Here is a 16,988-nt window from a genome sequence, read left to right on the forward strand (position 1 = left end):
CATGCGGGCATCAGCGACAATCCGTGCGCGCCGGTCCCGGCTGCGCGCCGGCAGCGGGCCCCTGCTGGCAGGGGCATGCCTCGCCCTGAGCGCCCTCGGCATCGCGCCCCCGGTCAGCGCCGAGCGCTACAACAACGGATTTGCGCAGATCCCGCTGGACATCCAGGTCGAGGCGCGCCGCCCCCCGACCTGCCACGAGGGCCCCTGCAACGCCATGAAGCACGGCCGGCTGACGGTGAATCCGCAGGATGGCCTGATCTACTGGCACGGCGGCGACTTCGGCTACGCGGGCCCAGCCGGCAGCGACTATCCGCATTTTCTCCACTCCGCCCGCCAGGAGATCTTCAGCTATGACATCCGCACCGGTGAGTGGCGGCTGGTCATGCCCTATTGCACGCCCGACAACTTCACCTTCGGCCACCCCGATCAGCATGGCTGGGTCTGGGATTCCCGGCGCGGACACTTCTGGGCGCTGCCCGGACAGCAGCGCTACTTCGGCACCGACTGCGACGGCCTGGACAAGCAGGTCATGGGCTTCGACCCGCAGACGGGGAAGTGGCGGCTGCGCAAGGATCAGGATCCGCCGCCGCGGACCGTGGAGTTCGCCGTCTATGACGCCGGCACCGACAAGGTCTATCTCCTGGGACCGCGCGGCGGCAATGTCCTGGTCTGGGATCCGCAGACCCATGAATGGGAGCAACTGCGCGGCAGCATGCGCAGTCGCCGGCATGCGGTCTATGCCGCCCTTGCCGGGCGCAGCATCTACAGCGTCGATTTCCGCAACAACAGCCTGATCGCCTTCGATATCGACCGGCAGCGCATCCGGGATGTGGCCCCCCTGCCCTGGGATGCGCCGGCCTGTCCCCATCCCCAGGCGCGGGAATGGATCTACACGCTCCATCTCGCGCATCTCGAGGCGCTGCTTGTCTATGACTGGGGCTGCAGCAAGTCCGCCTGGCTCTACTGGCTGGAGCATGAGGCCTGGCAGCCGATCGATATCGGCGCCGCCGACGGCAGGCATCTGGTGTATCACCCGGCCACAGAACAGATCCTGATCATGGGCGACAGCGGCGATTATCAGCACGACTTCGACAACGACGACGCCACGCCCTACATCGTCCGCATCAAACGCCGCTAGCCGGCTTGCGGACCGGTCGCCATCAGTCCGCGGCGGCCTCGCTCTCCAGGATGATCTCGTGCATCTCCATCCCGCCCGCGCCGTTGAAGGCCTCCTTCGGCATGGGATTGCGGTGGGCCAGCTTGAAATCCTCGCTGCCCACCCAGGCCTCGAAGGCGGCCCTGTCCTTCCAGGTGGTCAGGACCACATAGGGGGTACCCTCCGTCTGCGGCCGGAGTATCTGCATGCGCACGAAGCCGGGCTGCTTATCGATCTGACCGGCGCGGTTGCGAAAGCGCTCCTCGAAGGTCTCTTCCCAGCCGGCCGCGACCGGCACTCGATTGGCGACAATAAACATAATCACAATCCCTGAGTTCACAGTTGATGATTCACTTCACGCATACGGCTTCATCTGCCCAGGTAGCGCGCCGCGAATTCGGCGGCACTGATGGGCCGGCTGTAGTAGTAGCCCTGGGCAATATCGCAGCCGGCCTCGCGCAGAAACTGCGCCTGGTATGCCGTTTCCACGCCCTCGGCCACCACTTCCAGTTCGAGTCCGCGCGCCAGCCCGATGATGGAACGGGTAATGGCCATGTCGTTCTTGTCTTCAGGGATATCCATGACAAAGGAACGGTCGATCTTGAGCTGATTGATGGGCAGCGCCTTGAGCCGCGACAGGGACGAGTAGCCGGTACCGAAATCGTCGATCGACAGCAGCAGCCCCAGCGCGGCCGCTTCCTGCTGAAGCCAGGCATTCACATCCTGGCTTTCCATGAGCCCGCTTTCCGTGAGTTCGAGCTGGATCAGCCCCGGACTCACACCGTACTGCTCGGTCAGCGAGCGGATACGCTGCGACAGACCGGCAGCGGACAATTGCCTGGGCGAAAGGTTTATCGACACCTTCAGGTTCGGTGCACGCGCCCGCCAGGGCGACATGGTCTTGATCGCCGAGCACAATACCCAGTCCCCGATCGAGAGAATGAGATCGCTCTCCTCGGCCAGCGGAATGAACTGCGCCGGGGATACGAGTCCGTGCTCGGGATGCTGCCAGCGGATGAGGCACTCCGCGCCGATCAACGCCTCCGTGGCCAGACAGAACTGGGGCTGCCACACCAGGTACAGTTCGTCGCGTTCAATGGCACGGCGCAGATCGCGTTCCAGCCGGAAACGCTCCGACACCTGACGGGTGAGTTCGTGCGTGTAGTATTCGTAGCGGTTGCGCCCCTGATCCTTGGCCCGGTACATGGCCGAATCCGCGTGTTTTATCAATGTATCGACATCGCTGCCGTCGTCGGGATACAGGCTTATACCGATACTGGAGCAGGCGCTGAGTTCATGCCCATCCACATCGAACGATCGGGACAGCGCATCGATGATTTTCTTTGCCACCTGCGCAACCTGCTCCCGATGCTCGACGCTCGGCAGCAGGCAGACAAATTCATCGCCGCCGAGACGGGCGACGATATCCTCCCGCCGCATCAGCTCACTCAGCCGCACCGCGACCTGTTTGAGCAGACTGTCACCGCAGGGATGACCGAGCGTGTCGTTGACGTTCTTGAAGCGGTCGAGGTCCAGAAACAGCACCGCCAGCAGGCTGCCGTGGCGCCGGGCGATTTCCATATGCTGCGCCAGGTGCTGCATGAAATAGTTACGGTTCGGTAATCCGGTGAGCTCATCGTAGTGCGCCATTTCGATCAGGCGCTGCTCGGCCCGCTTGTGTTCGGTAATGTCGGTGGAGATTCCCGCAATGGCGTAGGTCTGGTCGTGCCCGTCTCTGAGCGGGAACTTCAGCGACAGATAGGTATGCATGCCGTCAGTGTGCGGCGCCCGTTCCTCGAATTGAAGCAGATGACCGCTCTCCAGCACCTCGCGGTCATTGCATGTGAACACCTCGGCCACCTCCCGCGGAAACAGTTCCTCATCCTTCTTCCCGAGCACCTGCGGCGGCGTGAGGCCGAACAGATCCAGATAGCGCCGGTTGACGTGCAGGTGATGCCCCTGTGTATCCTTGACATACATCAGCGAGGACGTATTGTTGAAGATCCCGTCCAGCATGCGCTGCTGCTTCTCGTGCTCGGACAGCGTCCCCAGAATACGCTGCACCATGATCACGAGCGCAACGCTGTAGGCCAGCAGGCGCATGACATGCCACCACCACCAGGCGGCATCCCATATCGTCGACAACTCGAAGAGCAGTCCCGCCGTCCCGAACAGGGCACAGTGCAGGGCGAACAGACGGTGATTCTTCTCGCCCTGATGGTCATACAGCCGGTTGAGCTGATAGGCGGCAAACAGAAACAACCCGCCGCCCACCAGATTGAGCAGCCGCGCCCACAGCGTGAATTCCCCGTCCGCCAGCATCGCGGGGATCCATTGCGCCTGCCCCAGCGACAGCACCGCCACAGCGATGACGGCCAGCACACTGACACCAAGCGGGATCAGGTTCTCCGAGGCGGGCCTGCGACCGAAGGAGGTGCATACCGTGGCGAACATAAGGCCGCCGACAAAGGTCGCCAGACTGTGCAGCCACACAAAGGCCTCACCCGGCTCCACGGCGGCATGAAACATGTCAAGCAGCCCCATCGTGGTCAACCCCAGCGGTACCGCCAGCGGCATCTCGGAGATGCGCTGGTCGCGATGGAACAGCAGTATCAGGCTGGTCACGAACAGGGCGACCAGCGCCCCGTAGGCCTCCAGCACCGCATGCAGCGGAAGGTGTATGTACGAGAAGTCCTCAGGGAGGAACAGTGAGACCGCAAGCACCAGCCCAGGGTAGATCATCAGCTGGGAGTAAAAGGGTACTCTGACGGGCGAGGCGGACGGTCTCGTGGTCATGCATCACAACATTTGCAGATTAAAGTCGGCTCGGCGAGGCAGGATCAGAACGATGATTCACATCCGCTGTAATCGTTTATTGTTATTATTGTCACCCGCACCGGTGACACATCCCCATCCGGGATGAAGGCAATACAGGAAATATATACATCCTTTTTCGCCGCAGCACAACAGACCGGACGAAAGGGCTCCAGGGCAGGGACCGGCATCTGAGCCGGGGTCTCAGTTCAGATCCGCCGCATATTCCTTCAGCAGGGCATAGGGCACCGTCTCCAGGGCCCGCCGGTGAGTACGCATGAGAAACACCCGCGGCGCCATGCCGTCCTTGTATGCCTGCAGCCAGCGTGCGGCGCACAGGCACCAGCGGTCACCCGGCTGCAACCCCGGAAAACCGAACTCCGGAACCGGCGTGGACAGATCGTTGCCCTTGAAGCGCGAGTATTCGAGGAATTCGCCCGTCACCTCCACACAGACAGTGTGCGAGCCGATATCCTGTTCACAGGTGTCGCAGGCGCCGTCACGATAGAAGCCGGTCATCGGCGCCTGGCTGCAGGTCTCCAGCGGCTCACCCATCACATTGACGGACTCGAATTTCTCTGTCTCACGGTTCCCCGCCATCAGGCCCCTCCCGGATCATGTGTCATGCCGTATGCACCGGGCTGCTATTGTCGCAACTCACCACCCACCGCACCAGCCCGTATCGTCCACAGCCAGAAACATGGCGCCCCGTGGCATGCACCATCCGGACGCCGTCCATCACCTGCAATTCAGGGGATCCCCTGTTGCGCGATTCAAATATCCAACACCGTCATGCAGGAAAAATATTTCCTCCTGCAGCTGGAATTCCCCCGGGACTGGTCTAACTTAGCTATATCCACGCGCGCGGTTGACATTATCCAGGGAGGCGATGATGTATCACACTGTTCGGCACCGGATGGCGCATGCCCGTCTCATTCACTCACTATTTATATTACTGCTGTGCTGGCTACTGCCCTTCAACGCCTCGGCCCAGTTCAACCCCGCGCCCGGGCCGATCAACGACAGCATCCAGTTCAACGCCTCGACCTCCGCCACGAGCGGCCCCTACAGCCTGACCCGCAGCGGCATGAGCTTCACCGTCAGCCGCCCCGGGCTGGCGGACTTCACCTTTACCGCCCCCGGCCTGCTCGGCGCCTCCACCGAACAGGCCGCGCACGCCTTCATCGGCAGCGACGGTCTGCTGATCCGCAGCAGTTCCTCCACCAACATCGAGAACCGGACCACGCTCGTCTTCAAACAACTGGACACTGCCGATCCGGTGCAGACCCTGGTCAACCATCAGGCCTTCCTGACCGATCAGCCCACTGTGCAGATCCGCCGCAGCAGCGATGGCCTGGTGCTGTTCACCTGGACCGCCCATGCCGACGCGGCCATCAACGACACCTTCGATATCGCCCTGTACCGCGGCGACACCGGCAGGCACCTGTGCGGCATGATCCCGTTCAACCGCGACCCCGGCGATCAGACCACGGCCGAGGTGCTGGGCTCGGGCGGCAACGCCACCGGCCTGCGCATCACCCGCACCCGCCAGAACTTCCCCGACGTGACCCAGGACTGCGCCCTGCCGCAGGCCCTGTTCGAGGCCACGCCGCAGGCGATCGATTTCGGCGAGGTGGCGAACAATCAGTCACCGCAGCTGCAGGTCACCCTGAGCAACCCGGGCGGTCCGGCCGACGATGCGATCGAGGTCAGCGCCATCGCCACCACGACGCATTGCACGCCTGTCGGCTTTACCCCCCTCACCCTCATGCCCGGCGACTCGACACCGGTCAGCATTCAGCTCAATCCGCAGAACCCGCCGGGGCAGGTCGCCGTCATCAACGAAGACATGGCGATCACGCGCAACCCCGCGGCCGGCCCGGCGGCAATCAACTGTCAGGCGCAGTCGCGCGACCCCGTGCCACAGCTCACACTCAATGCCGGCGGCCTCGATTTCGGCCAGGTCAATGTCGGCGTGGCGGCGACCCGCAGCCTCATCCTGAGCAATACCGGCGAGATCGACCTGACCTTCCAGCCGGTGACGGGGCCGACGCTGGCGGAGTTCAGTCTGGCGCCGGCCGGCCCCATTGCCGCCATCCCTGCCGGACAGTCCACCACGCTCAGCGTCAGCTTCACACCCAGCGCGGCCCAGGTGTTCAATGACAGCATCGGCTTCACCACCAACGACCCGGTCAGTCCCACCCGGACCGTGAGCCTGACCGGCACCGGGCATATTCCACAACCCCGGTTCGTCATGGACCCGGCGCTGAACCGGCTCGATTACGGCGAGGTCGAGCAGGGCTATCGCTACGGCAAGGGCGTCCGCATCCGCAATCCCGGTGATGCGCTCCTGAGCTTCACGGTCGACGTGGCCGGTGACGCCCGCTTCAGCTACAGCGACCAGCCCAACCAGCCGGGCGTTGGCCAGCAGACCTCGCGCAACATCACCATCGCGCCGATGAGCGAACGCACCTTCCGCGTGACCTTCGACGCCCGGGCCCCGGACGGCGGCCCCTATAACGGCACCTTCGACATCACCAACATCAACGACACCAACGGCCCGCCGACCCGCACGGTCGACCTGGAGGGCAGCGTAATCCCCGGCAAGACCCTGGATGTGGCGTTGATCCTGGATCGCTCCGGCAGCATGAACGAACCCACCGCCGACGGCAGCAAGGCGCAGACCCTGCGCCGCGCCAGCGCCCTGTTCCTGCAACTGCTGCGCGAGAACGCCGGCGACCGCGCCGCCATCGTGAGCTACAACACCCAGGCCGGCCTGCTGGAACCCCTGACCCTGATCGACGCCCAGACGCGCGCCGATCTGATCGACACGGTCACCAACTCGCCGGATCTCAACCCGTCCGGGGCGACCTCCATCGCCGCCGGGCTGCTGGAAGGCTTCGGCCAACTCACCGATGCCGGCCGGGATGTACGCGCCGCGCTCATCGTCAGCGACGGCAAGGAGAACACCCCGGCGCAGACGTCCGGCGGACCGGTGGATCTGAACACCATCGCACTGCCGCCGGGCGTGGGCGTACACTCACTGGCCCTGGGCCGGCAGCAGGACGTCGACACCGCCCGCCTGACCGATATCGCCAACCGCTCCGGCGGCACCAGCCAGTACACCGGCGACCTGACCGGCCTCAACGTGTTCGACGTCGAGAAGTTCTTCCTGCAGGTGGCCACCACCCTGCTCGGCCAGCAGCCGGTGCTGGACCCGATCTATACCATCGCCCCGGGACAGACCTTCGAGACCCCCATCCCGCTCATTCCGGCGGACAAGGAGGTCACCATCGCGCTGATGTTCAAGCAGGGCGTGCTGCCCTACAGCGTCATCGCTCCCGATGGCACGGTCTTCCCGACCGCCTCGCCGCCGAACGGCTTCGGCCAGAGCGTGGAGGAGTTGCCGACGGCGCGCCTGTTCAGGCTCAAGCTGCCCAGCGACGACCCTCAGCGCTATCAGGGGGTGTGGAAACTGCAGGTCGCCCATCAGGGCTTCATGTGGGTCGGGGACGGGAAGAAACGCGTCCAGGAGAAGATCGGCACCCCCATCGCCTACGCCGTGGCCGTGGCGGCAGGCAGCAACCTGCGCATGTTCGCCTTCGTCTCCCCGCAGCCGGCCTATCCGGGCGACCGCATCGGACTGAACGCGAGCCTGGCCGAGGAAGGCGTACCGGTGTCCGGCGCCGCGGTCGAAGCCATCCCCACCCTGCCGAACGGCACGCCCGGCAGCCCCGTCACGTTGCATGACGACGGCACGCACAATGACGGGGAGGCCGGTGATGGCGAATACGGCGGGGAGTTCACCCACACCCTGCAGGCCGGCGGCTACAGCTTCCTGTTCCGCGCCTCCGGCAGCAGCACCCGCGGCGGCCAGTTCACCCGCGAGCAGGTGCTGGGCAAGACGGTGCTGGCGCATCCGGACTTCACCGGAACGGATCCGCAGGGCAGGGACTGCTGCACACCGACGCTGCGGCTGCTGCGCATCATCATCGTGCTGCTGGTGATTGCCGTGCTGCTGATGCTGGGCAGATTCTGGTGGTCGCGACAGATGCGTGTGCACTGACCCAGCCCCTGCTGTGGCGGATCGATTGCCGGGCGCACACGCGTGATATCACCCGGCATCGTAAAACGTCTCAAACCGCGGCCGACTCAACCACCGGTCAGCGCAAGACCTACAAGGAGGCATTGCCATGTTGTCATGGGCTGTAACATTTCTCATCATCGCCATCATTGCCGCGGTCCTGGGATTCGGCGGCATTGCCGGCACGGCAACCAGTATCGCCAAGCTGCTGTTCTTCCTGTTCCTCGTACTTTTCGTCGTAACCGTGATCCTGAATCTTTTCCGCCGCGGCCGTCCCTAGGGCAAAGAACGCCTGACCACAGGCGGCGATGGCAATTCGCGCAGACGCATATCCCTGCAGCGATTCTCACCACCTCAGCCGCCCACCGCAAATCGTCACAAATTATTTACAGGCGCTCAACCGATCCGCCTGATCGGCATTGATCCCTTTGATTACAGACGCTTCGGCCGAATGCGCCTCCAGACCCTCCTCCTGTCTCCGCTCAGACGCCCGCCAAGCCGCTCAAGCCTGTCAGCGGTAAACCGACATACAGGGCATCCTCGGGAAAGCCCCGGGGACCCTGCAATAATAACCGGGCGAATGCTCCACCCCGAATTCACCCGAACCGGAAGAGTAGATCATGCTGTTGACAAGAAAGACGCGGGAACTCATTCACGACGCCCGGAAGAAAGCCTCGGATTGCCAGGCAATGCTGAATGCCATCAACAATTCCGTCGCGACCATCCTGTTCACCCCGGCAGGGGACATCCTCGCCGTCAATCAACTGTTCAGCGCGGTAATGGGTTATGAGGAGGCGGAGGTGAAAGGCAGGCATCACCGCATTTTCTGCGAAGACGATTATGCGGACACGCGCGAATACGCCGACTTCTGGAGATCCCTGCAACAGGGCAACTCCCACAGCGGCACCTTCGCGCGCTACCGGCGCAACGGCGACAAGGTCTGGCTCGAAGCCAGCTATTTCCCCATCAGGGATGAAGACAACCGGGTCGTCAGGATCATGAAGATCGCCTCGGATGTCACCGACGAGCAGACGCGCCTGCGCGAGCAGGCAGCCGTGTTCGATGCCATCAATCGCTCCATGGCCGTGATCGAATTCACCCCTGACGGCACCGTGATCTCGGCGAACGAGAATTTCCTCAGGACCATGGGCTACCGACTGAAAGACATCAAGGACCGGCATCATCGCATGTTCTGCGACGACGCCTTCTACCGCGAGCGACCCGACTTCTGGGACCAGCTGGCCACCGGTGATCTGCACACGGGCCAGTTCCAGCGCCGGCGCGCGGATGGTACAACGGTCTGGCTTGAGGCGTCCTACAACCCGATCTTCGACGAGCAGGGCAGGACAGAGAAGGTGATCAAGTTCGCGACGGATATCACCGAGCGCGTGGAACGCGCCATCCAGACCCAGGACGCCACCGCCATCGCGTCGGCGACGGCGACCCAGACCGCCGCCATCGCCGAACGGGCAGGCGCCTCACTCACACGCTCTCTCGAGACCTCCACCAGGATCGAGCAGGGCGTGGACAGTTCCAAGACGATCATCTCGCAGCTCAACGAACAGTCGCAGAACATCGAGAAGATGGTGGACACCATCACCGCCGTCGCCGATCAAACCAACCTCCTGGCCCTCAATGCCGCCATCGAGGCCGCGCGCGCAGGCGAGCAGGGCCGCGGCTTTGCGGTCGTTGCCGACGAGGTGCGGGCACTGGCACAGCGCACCGCCAATGCAACGGGCGAGATCTCCGAAGTAATCGAGGGCATCCTGGAGCTTTCCGGGAACATCGAAAGGCAGATCGACAGCGTTCTGCGCGTCGCCGGCGAGGGCAAGAGCCAGGTGGCTGAGGTCGAGCGTATTGTCGAGGAGATTCGCGGCGGCGCACGCGGCGTGATCGACGCGGTCGCTTCCATCCGCGCATGACCTCGACAGGCGGGCCGGCACCCGGGCCGGATAACGCACATCAGCGCGGCTGCAACAGCACGCGCGGACAGGAACCTGCGCCGCGCAGCCGGTTCTGCGATTGATCAGACAATCCCGCCGGGCGGCCGCGGAGATGTATCCACGGCACCCGGCCGGACAGGTGTCACTTGACCGTAATAGTGATTTTTTCCGACACCACCGGCGTGTCGTGCGGAATATGCCGGTGGTCGCCCATCAGCAGTTGCAGAGTGTGTTTGCCGGGCTCGAGTTCGACGCTGGTTTCGGTCTGCCCGCCGCCGAAGTGGATATAGTGCTCAGTGGCGGGAATCGGCTGGTCCAGCGGCGGCAGATCGGCATCGACCACCAGATGGTGATGGCCCGTGCCTGCCTTTTCCACCCCGGCCGGCGCCACGCCGAAATTTCTCAGTCCGAAGCGGACGGTCACCGGACTTTCCACGGTAGCCCCATCGACGGGGGTGATGAAGTACAGTTCCGGCTCAGCGGCAGATACCGTGGCGCCGAACAACAAGAGCGACAAACCGCCTGCGGCTTTCAGCGCATGTCCCATATCGAGTCCTCGCTTTCTGTTGGTCGATTCCAGCCGTGGCGGAACACCTGCTCCATGAGCCGCGGCTGATTCAAGCTGTAAGGCTGCAGGTCGGGCGCGCTGCCCGCCAGCAGGATTGATGCAGGCGATCCTCTGCCTGGTCAACAGAAAGTTAGCATGGAAATCTGAGCGCAACCAGCTGAAAAGAGATGCACTATCTGTTTCATTTTGAAAAATAATGCTGCCGCCCAGCCCGTCTCTCCCGGCCGCGCCGGGATTGCCCGGCCGTAAAAAGCTCCCTGCTTACGCCGCCTCTTCAGTGTTGCTGTCAGCCAACTGGTTCCATCCTCGCCAGCGACCTCACTGGCGCAGGCTGCAACCGGGCGTTAAGCTGGGTCGAGTCGTCATATCGACCTGCGGAAACAACATGCGCCTCGCCTCCCTTGTCTGTGTCCTCATCGCATTCAGCCTGCTCGCCTGCAGCGATCCGGATGCACGCAACGTAAAGGGCCAGACACCGCTCATCCTCGCCGCCGAGGCGGGCAATCTGGATGAGGTGAAGTCACTCATCGAGCGGGGCGCCGACATCCATGCCCGCGATCACTGTCTCTACACCCCGCTGCTCAAGGCCGCACAGAACGGCCATTACGAGATCGCGAAATTGCTGCTGGAACAGGGCGCCGACCCGGACGATACCGACCAGGGGCTCTACAGCGCCGTGATGTTCGCCGCCGGCAACAACCATCCCCGCATGATCGACCTTCTGGTCGAGCACGGCGCCGGCGTCGACCTGACCGACACCACGATGGGCTGGACCGCCCTGATCTGGGCCGCGCGCGAGGGTCACGCACAATGCATCGGCGTCCTTCTGGACGAAGGCGCCGACCCGGACATCCGCGACAGCAGCGGCAACACCGCCCTGACCTGGGCGGTGAGAAGAGGACACATCGAGGCGGTGGCAGCCCTGCTCGCCGCCGGCGTCCCACCCGCCCAGACCGACGCACAGGGAAACACGGCACTCGCCATCGCGGCGAAGGAAGGACAGCAGCAAATCCTGGAACATCTGATTGCGGCAACTGGTCGCTGAACACTTCGGGCACCCGGCGCGCCACCTTTCATCTGATCGGTCGCGGCAGCGTCTGGCTGCGTCTGGATACGGCCCGCCCCGAGATTGCGCTGCGTGGCGGAGATCTTGTGGTATTGCCTCACGATGCCTGACATACCCTGTCCGGCTGGCCGGAAACCGGTGCAGCCCGGGCCGAATGCGACACGGACACCGGCACCGTCGTGATGTGCGGATATATCGAGTTCGGCGAGGGGCCGGGCAATCCCGTCCTCGACGCTCTGTCGGAAGTGGTGGTGGTGCGCAGCGTGGATGCTCAGGTGTCAAGCCGTGTCGATCAACTCGCCCGGCTCATGCTGTCCGAGGCCGAACAGCGTGCGGCTGGCTGGCCGCACTCGTCGACCCGCGCCTGTGCCTATAGCCCTGGCCGACATCCATCGCGCCCCCGGCGGGGCCTGGTCGGTGGAGAGTCTGTCACGCACCGCCTTCGCCCAGCATTTCGTCCGCCTTGTCGGCCAGACACCCATGGGCTACCTCACCGATCTGCGCATGCGCGAAGCCGACCGGCTGCTGCGCGACCCGGGCCAGTCCGTTGCCCGCGTGGCCGAGCAGATGGGCTACGCGACCGAGGCAGCGTTTCGCAAGGCGTTCAAGCGGGTATGGGGGCGTCGGCCCGGGCGCGCAGCGGCGCAACCGGACAAGGGATGTACCCCGACGGCCCAGCCGGCGCCTGAGCCGAACAGCATCAGGCCAATGCGGCTCCCACTTCGGCGAAGGAGTTGGCCACCTCGGCGGGGTCGATGGTCTCGCCCAGCTGGCGGCTGATCTGGCTGGCGGAAAACACCCCGCGCACCCGCTGGCCACCGGCTGCCTGCTCAACGACCAGCGCATGCTTTCTGCCGTAGCGGTACAGGGTGTTGACGATATCCCCGACGCAGGCCTTTTCCACCTGGTTCATCGGCAGCACCTCGATCTGATCCTGCGGGGTCATGATGTCGCGCAGCAGTATCTCGCCGCGCTTGCCGCCGATCTGCTGCAGATAGCGCATGGGACGCTCACCCATGATATCGGTGCTGGTCACCACGCCCATGATGGCATTGTACTGATCCGTGATCAGCAGCATGCGCACGCCGCTGGCGATCATGCGTTCATTGGCATCATCGATGGTCGCACAGGGGCCCATGGTGATGGCCGCAACCTTGCTGAAGTCCGTCATCACATGCACGGCGGGATCATCCGCCCTGACCCTTTCGGGCAGCCGCTGCGGAGGCCGCGAATAGGTGACACCCGTTTCCAGCGCGCCCTGCTGCAATGTATCGTAGTTCTGAAACATGAAACCTCCGGCTATGTCATGCAAACAACGGACGTCAATAAATAAGACATACAGCGACGGAATACGCGCTAAAATAATTTCGTCGCGAATTAATCCGTTTAATGCCAGACGCCACTGCTGTTCACACTCGCCAGGAAACCGGTTAAGCTGCTGAACCCGCATGAAAAAGCGCGCATTAGTCCACGCAATGGACAAGCAGAATTATTTTATTGTCAGCAACTGACAGATACAGCAAGGCGCGGATAATCGACTTTTCCGACCTTATCCGGCAGCTGTGTTCAAGCCTCCTCAGCCCTTCAAACCAATGCTGATCCATACTCTCACCCGCCTCTTCCCGCTCTGGGCCATCCTGTTCTCCGCGCTTGCCTGGTGGCAGCCGGCGCTGTTCGCCGGTCTCAAGAGCGCGATTCTGCCGCTGCTGGCGCTGGTGATGTTCGGCATGGGCCTGACGCTGACACTGGATGATTTCACCCGCATCCTGAAAATGCCGAAGTTGATTGTTCTGGGCGCGCTGCTGCAGTTCGGCGTGATGCCGCTGGCGGCCTGGGGGATCTCGCTGCTGCTGGGCCTGAACCCGCTGCTCACCGCCGGGATGGTACTGGTCGGCGCCAGCCCCGGCGGCACGGCCTCGAATGTGGTGTGTTATCTCGCGAAGGGCAATGTGGCCCTGTCGATCACCCTCACAGCGGTGTCCACCCTGCTGGCAGTGCTGCTCACCCCGTGGCTGAGCTGGCTGTATCTCAACGCCAGCATCGATGTCCCTGTTCTGCAGATGCTGATGAGCATCGTGCAGCTGATCATCGCGCCGGTGCTGCTGGGCATTGCCCTCAACCATTTCCTGCACGCGCGGCTCCGGCCGCTGCAGCATGCCTTTCCCCTGATCTCGGTGGCCGCCATTGTGCTGATCATCGCGATCATCGTGGCGCTCAATCACGAGAGGCTGGGCGAACTCTCCCTGTTGCTGCTGCTGGCGGTCGTCCTGCACAATCTGACCGGACTGCTCGGCGGTTATGCCGTCCCTCGGCTGCTGGGCTACGACACCACGGTGTGCCGGACGCTGGCGATCGAGGTGGGGATGCAGAATTCCGGCCTGGCGGTGGCGCTGGCGATGAAGTATTTCGCGCCGCTGGCCGCCCTGCCGGGCGCGCTGTTCAGCATCTGGCACAACCTGAGCGGCTCGCTGCTGGCGGCGCTGTGGCGGCGCTCCGGCTGAGTGGCGTGAAGGGAGACCGACCTGGATGGATCCGACTCGGCTGTTGTTGCAATGCCCGGACAGCGAGTCATCCACACACCGTCGCGGCAGGTGGATCCCCGCCTGCGCGGGGATGGCGGGGCGACTCCGATCAATCAGACTCGCCCTAGAGATTCAGTGCAACGCCTGCCTCAGCATCCGGGTCTGACTCCAGCTCGGGCTGGCAGACGAACAGGCGCCCGGGATCGACCTCGTGGGTCTGGACCAGGCTGTCCTGGACAGCGCGGGCGCGCTGTCCGGCGAGATCCAGCAGCGTCTGGTCCGCGATCGGCTCAATCTCCGCGCCGGGTTCGGCCGGCGCGGCGTCCCGTCCATCACCGCCGGGGGCGGCTTCGGCCTTTCCGGCCTCGGCCTGGCGCTGTTCATGCAGGGCCGCGCGGTCGGCGGGCACGGCATAACCGCAGACCCTGAGCTGCAACTCGGGGCGCTTCTGCAGCAACTCGCCGATCTTCTGCAGATACTGCCCGGCGTCCTGGTCGAGTGCCGCGGAGCCGTTGGCGAAGGCCACCGGCTCGAGCCGGATATGGCTCATCTTCTCGCCGACGAACTGCCCGACCGCGATCAGGCTGCCATAGGGCTGCAGCGCGAACTTGATATAGCTGACGGCTGCGGTCTTCAGGGCCTTGGCCAGGGCCTGGTTGATGGCGTCCGAGATGCCAAAGCTGGGATCCTCGACGCTGCCGGTCACGGGCAGGCTGAGCGCAATGTTGTCGTTGTCGTCGCGCAGCGTGGACAGCGCCGTGCCGAGCGGCATGGACAGCTTCTGGTCGATGCGCTGGCGCTGCTCCTCGCTGACGGGTTGGACGTGGAACTGGTCCAGGCGCAGATCGTTTGTGATATTCATCTGCCCCGCGTCGATGTCGATCCGGCTGTCCACGCTCACACTGCCACTGCGGATGGAGTAGCCGGTGGTCATCGCCATGTAGGGTGACAGCGGCGGCAGGCTGAGGTGCTCGATGCCGAGTTCGATGGCGCTGGACAGTTGCTCGCCGAAGGGCTTGATCCAGCCATTCGCGGTCAGGCCCGAATACTTCTCGCTCTTCGCCTCGAGCGCCAGCTGCAGGGGTGTTTCGGGCGCACCCGTGTCGATCTGTTCGAGCCGGAATCGCTCGAGGTTCACTTCATTCACATAGGCCGGCTCCACCGAGCGGTCGGTGAAGGTGAAGGTGCTGCCCCCGGCCAGGGTAACGGTGCCGATGCTGACCCTGACCGGCTCGCTGGCCTCCGCCGCTTCGCCTTCAGCCCCGGCCGGCGCGGCCGGCGATCCCTGCGTTGCCTCCGTCCCGGCCGGGACGCTCAGGCCGCGCCAGCCGCCGTCCGCCTCGCGCACCAGCTGGATCTGCGCCTTGCCCAGCGCAACCTCGTTCACCTTCAGTCGCTGCCGCGCCTCGAACCGGATATCGCGAATCGCGACCCCGGGACTGGCGAATACCGCCTCGCCCGCCTCAGCTGCTTCCAGCGGCGCCAGCATCCGCAGTCCGTCGGCCGCAACCTTCACCACCCGGATATCGTCCAGCCCGGCGATGGCCAGGTCCTGCACCTGGAGCCGGTCGGCCTCGAGCAGCCCGCGGGCGGGTTCCCGCTGCCGCACCTGCAGGCCGCGGTTGTCGATGGACCCCGCGAGGGTGAGTCCTGTCGGATCACTCAGATCGGCGATCCCGACCGTCCCCGTGAAGCTCATCTGTTCGCGCTGCACGCTCAGGCCGGGCGCGCTCGCCTGCAGATCCAGCCCCGTGTTGCTGAGTTCACCCTCCAGCGTCAGCGAGGGAGCGGCCTCCCCCGCCGGCAGGCTCAGGCCGAGGCTTCCGTCCCACTCCAGGGCCTGGCTCGACAACTTCATTTCGGGATGGGCGAGATCGGCCTCGGCCAGCGCCAGCCGGCCGCTGTAATCGATGGCCCAGGCAGCGGCTTCCGGCTGCCGGATGCGCCAGTCGCCATCGACCATGAACTGCCCCGCGGCGAGGCGCCAGCCCTCCGGCAGGAAGGCCTGAAACTGTGACAGCCCCAGTGCCTGGACCCGGGTGTTGAGGCGATACTCGGGCGTCGCGGCGAAGGGCGAGAGCTCCGCCGTGATGTTCACCGGTGCGTCGTTGAGTTCGCCGCTGAAATCGATGTGGGCGGGCTGATCGACATTGCGGGTGTTGAGTTCCAGGATCTCCAGCGCCTCGATATCCAGGCCTGCCTCCCAGCGCGGCATGGCATAGCCCAGCCGGGTGGATTGCAGGGACAGGCTCTGCAGCTGCACCGTCCAGGTCGGCGCCTCGGCGTCCGGCTCGGGCTCGGCGGGCCGGTCCGGATCGACGACGGGCTCGCTCAGCCCGGCAAGATACCATTTGCCGTCTTCCTCCAGCCGCAGCGTGACATCGGCGCTGTTGAGTTGGAGTTTACGGATATTGACGTGCCGTTCGAACAGGTCCAGCCAGTCGATGTCGACGAAGGCGTATTGGGCGCGCAACCGTCCCCCGTCCGGTGCACGGACATCGAGATCCCGGATGACCAGAGTACCCTTGAAGGGATTGAAGTTGACGTCGCTGATGGTCGCCGCGGCTGCGCCGCGCTCGCGCAGCTGATCCTGCAGGACCCACTTGATGCCGTAGGGCAGCATGACCAGCGCCAGCAGGAATACCAGCGCCAGTATTGTCAGCGTGAGGGAGAGTTTGCGGCCGCGCGATGTCATCGATGGCTGTTCCGGATCAAGGGATGTAACAAGGCCCCGGTCGACGCCCATCGACATGGAGCATCGGGGCGTTGCGGCAATAATAGAAGATCAGGCAGGCATTTGCAGCCACGGACGCCCGCAGGGCGCAGCTTCCACCA

General features: G+C 64.2%; 13 protein-coding genes and 1 pseudogene. 8 read left to right on the forward strand and 6 right to left on the reverse strand.

Features of this window, described 5'->3' with window-relative positions; genetic code table 11:
- Position 1 precedes the first annotated feature (1 nt).
- Positions 2-1,138, forward strand: a complete 1,137-nt coding sequence (locus tag COW1_RS10285) for a hypothetical protein (RefSeq protein ID WP_201344109.1) — start codon at positions 2-4, stop codon at positions 1,136-1,138.
- 22 nt (positions 1,139-1,160) lie between these two features.
- Here the strand turns inward: COW1_RS10285 and COW1_RS10290 are convergent, their stop codons facing one another.
- The 3 genes from COW1_RS10290 to COW1_RS10300 all read right to left on the reverse strand — a co-directional run bounded on the left by COW1_RS10290 (position 1,161) and on the right by COW1_RS10300 (position 4,570).
- A complete protein-coding gene (locus tag COW1_RS10290) occupies positions 1,161-1,475 on the reverse strand; it encodes an antibiotic biosynthesis monooxygenase (protein WP_172844237.1) in 315 nt (104 codons plus the stop codon).
- 50 nt (positions 1,476-1,525) lie between these two features.
- Positions 1,526-3,952: an EAL domain-containing protein gene (locus COW1_RS10295; RefSeq protein WP_201344110.1), complete on the reverse strand. Its 2,427-nt coding sequence runs from the start codon at positions 3,950-3,952 to the stop codon at positions 1,526-1,528.
- A gap of 222 nt (positions 3,953-4,174) precedes the next feature.
- Positions 4,175-4,570, reverse strand: a complete 396-nt coding sequence (locus COW1_RS10300) for a DUF2237 family protein (protein ID WP_096364706.1) — start codon at positions 4,568-4,570, stop codon at positions 4,175-4,177.
- A gap of 292 nt (positions 4,571-4,862) precedes the next feature.
- On the opposite strand from COW1_RS10300, the gene COW1_RS10305 reads away from it, so the two are divergent.
- The 3 genes from COW1_RS10305 to COW1_RS17190 all read left to right on the forward strand — a co-directional run bounded on the left by COW1_RS10305 (position 4,863) and on the right by COW1_RS17190 (position 9,976).
- Positions 4,863-8,036, forward strand: a complete 3,174-nt coding sequence (locus COW1_RS10305; protein WP_201344111.1) for a choice-of-anchor D domain-containing protein — start codon at positions 4,863-4,865, stop codon at positions 8,034-8,036.
- A 127-nt stretch (positions 8,037-8,163) separates the two neighbouring features.
- Positions 8,164-8,334 carry a DUF1328 domain-containing protein gene (locus tag COW1_RS10310; RefSeq protein WP_201344112.1) on the forward strand — a complete coding sequence of 57 codons (171 nt, stop codon included), beginning with the start codon at positions 8,164-8,166 and terminating at the stop codon, positions 8,332-8,334.
- Between the two features lie 340 nt (positions 8,335-8,674).
- Entirely contained in the window at positions 8,675-9,976 is a 1,302-nt protein-coding gene (locus COW1_RS17190) for a PAS domain-containing methyl-accepting chemotaxis protein (protein WP_201344113.1), read from the forward strand.
- Between the two features lie 163 nt (positions 9,977-10,139).
- Here COW1_RS17190 and COW1_RS10320 read toward each other — a convergent pair whose 3' ends face one another.
- Positions 10,140-10,544: a DUF4399 domain-containing protein gene (locus COW1_RS10320; protein ID WP_201344114.1), complete on the reverse strand. Its 405-nt coding sequence runs from the start codon at positions 10,542-10,544 to the stop codon at positions 10,140-10,142.
- A 406-nt stretch (positions 10,545-10,950) separates the two neighbouring features.
- Between COW1_RS10320 and COW1_RS10325 the strand changes: the two genes are divergently transcribed.
- The 3 genes and pseudogenes from COW1_RS10325 to COW1_RS17270 all read left to right on the forward strand — a co-directional run bounded on the left by COW1_RS10325 (position 10,951) and on the right by COW1_RS17270 (position 12,411).
- Positions 10,951-11,610, forward strand: coding sequence for an ankyrin repeat domain-containing protein (locus COW1_RS10325; protein ID WP_201344115.1), 660 nt, complete (start codon positions 10,951-10,953; stop codon positions 11,608-11,610).
- 35 nt (positions 11,611-11,645) lie between these two features.
- Positions 11,646-11,915 (forward strand): annotated as a pseudogene (locus tag COW1_RS17265) (cupin domain-containing protein); the annotation flags it as partial.
- Positions 11,899-12,411 (forward strand): helix-turn-helix transcriptional regulator, encoded by a 513-nt coding sequence (locus COW1_RS17270; protein ID WP_370590864.1) that lies wholly within the window; start codon positions 11,899-11,901, stop codon positions 12,409-12,411. The pseudogene COW1_RS17265 and the gene COW1_RS17270, both read left to right, overlap by 17 nt.
- Here COW1_RS17270 and COW1_RS10345 read toward each other — a convergent pair.
- The gene (locus COW1_RS10345; RefSeq protein ID WP_201344117.1) at positions 12,332-12,919 is read right to left on the reverse strand and encodes a CBS domain-containing protein; all 588 of its coding nucleotides are present in this window, start codon (positions 12,917-12,919) and stop codon (positions 12,332-12,334) included. The two genes, COW1_RS17270 and COW1_RS10345, sit on opposite strands and share 80 nt — an antisense overlap.
- 307 nt (positions 12,920-13,226) lie before the next feature.
- Between COW1_RS10345 and COW1_RS10350 the strand changes: the two genes are divergently transcribed.
- Positions 13,227-14,132, forward strand: a complete 906-nt coding sequence (locus COW1_RS10350; protein ID WP_201346090.1) for a bile acid:sodium symporter family protein — start codon at positions 13,227-13,229, stop codon at positions 14,130-14,132.
- Positions 14,133-14,277: 145 nt separating this feature from the next.
- Here COW1_RS10350 and COW1_RS10355 read toward each other — a convergent pair whose 3' ends face one another.
- Positions 14,278-16,848: a DUF748 domain-containing protein gene (locus COW1_RS10355; protein WP_201344118.1), complete on the reverse strand. Its 2,571-nt coding sequence runs from the start codon at positions 16,846-16,848 to the stop codon at positions 14,278-14,280.
- Positions 16,849-16,988 lie beyond the last annotated feature (140 nt).

It is taken from the genome of Thiohalobacter sp. COW1 (assembly GCF_016629505.1).
GTDB classification, from domain to species: domain Bacteria; phylum Pseudomonadota; class Gammaproteobacteria; order Thiohalobacterales; family Thiohalobacteraceae; genus Thiohalobacter; species Thiohalobacter thiocyanaticus_A.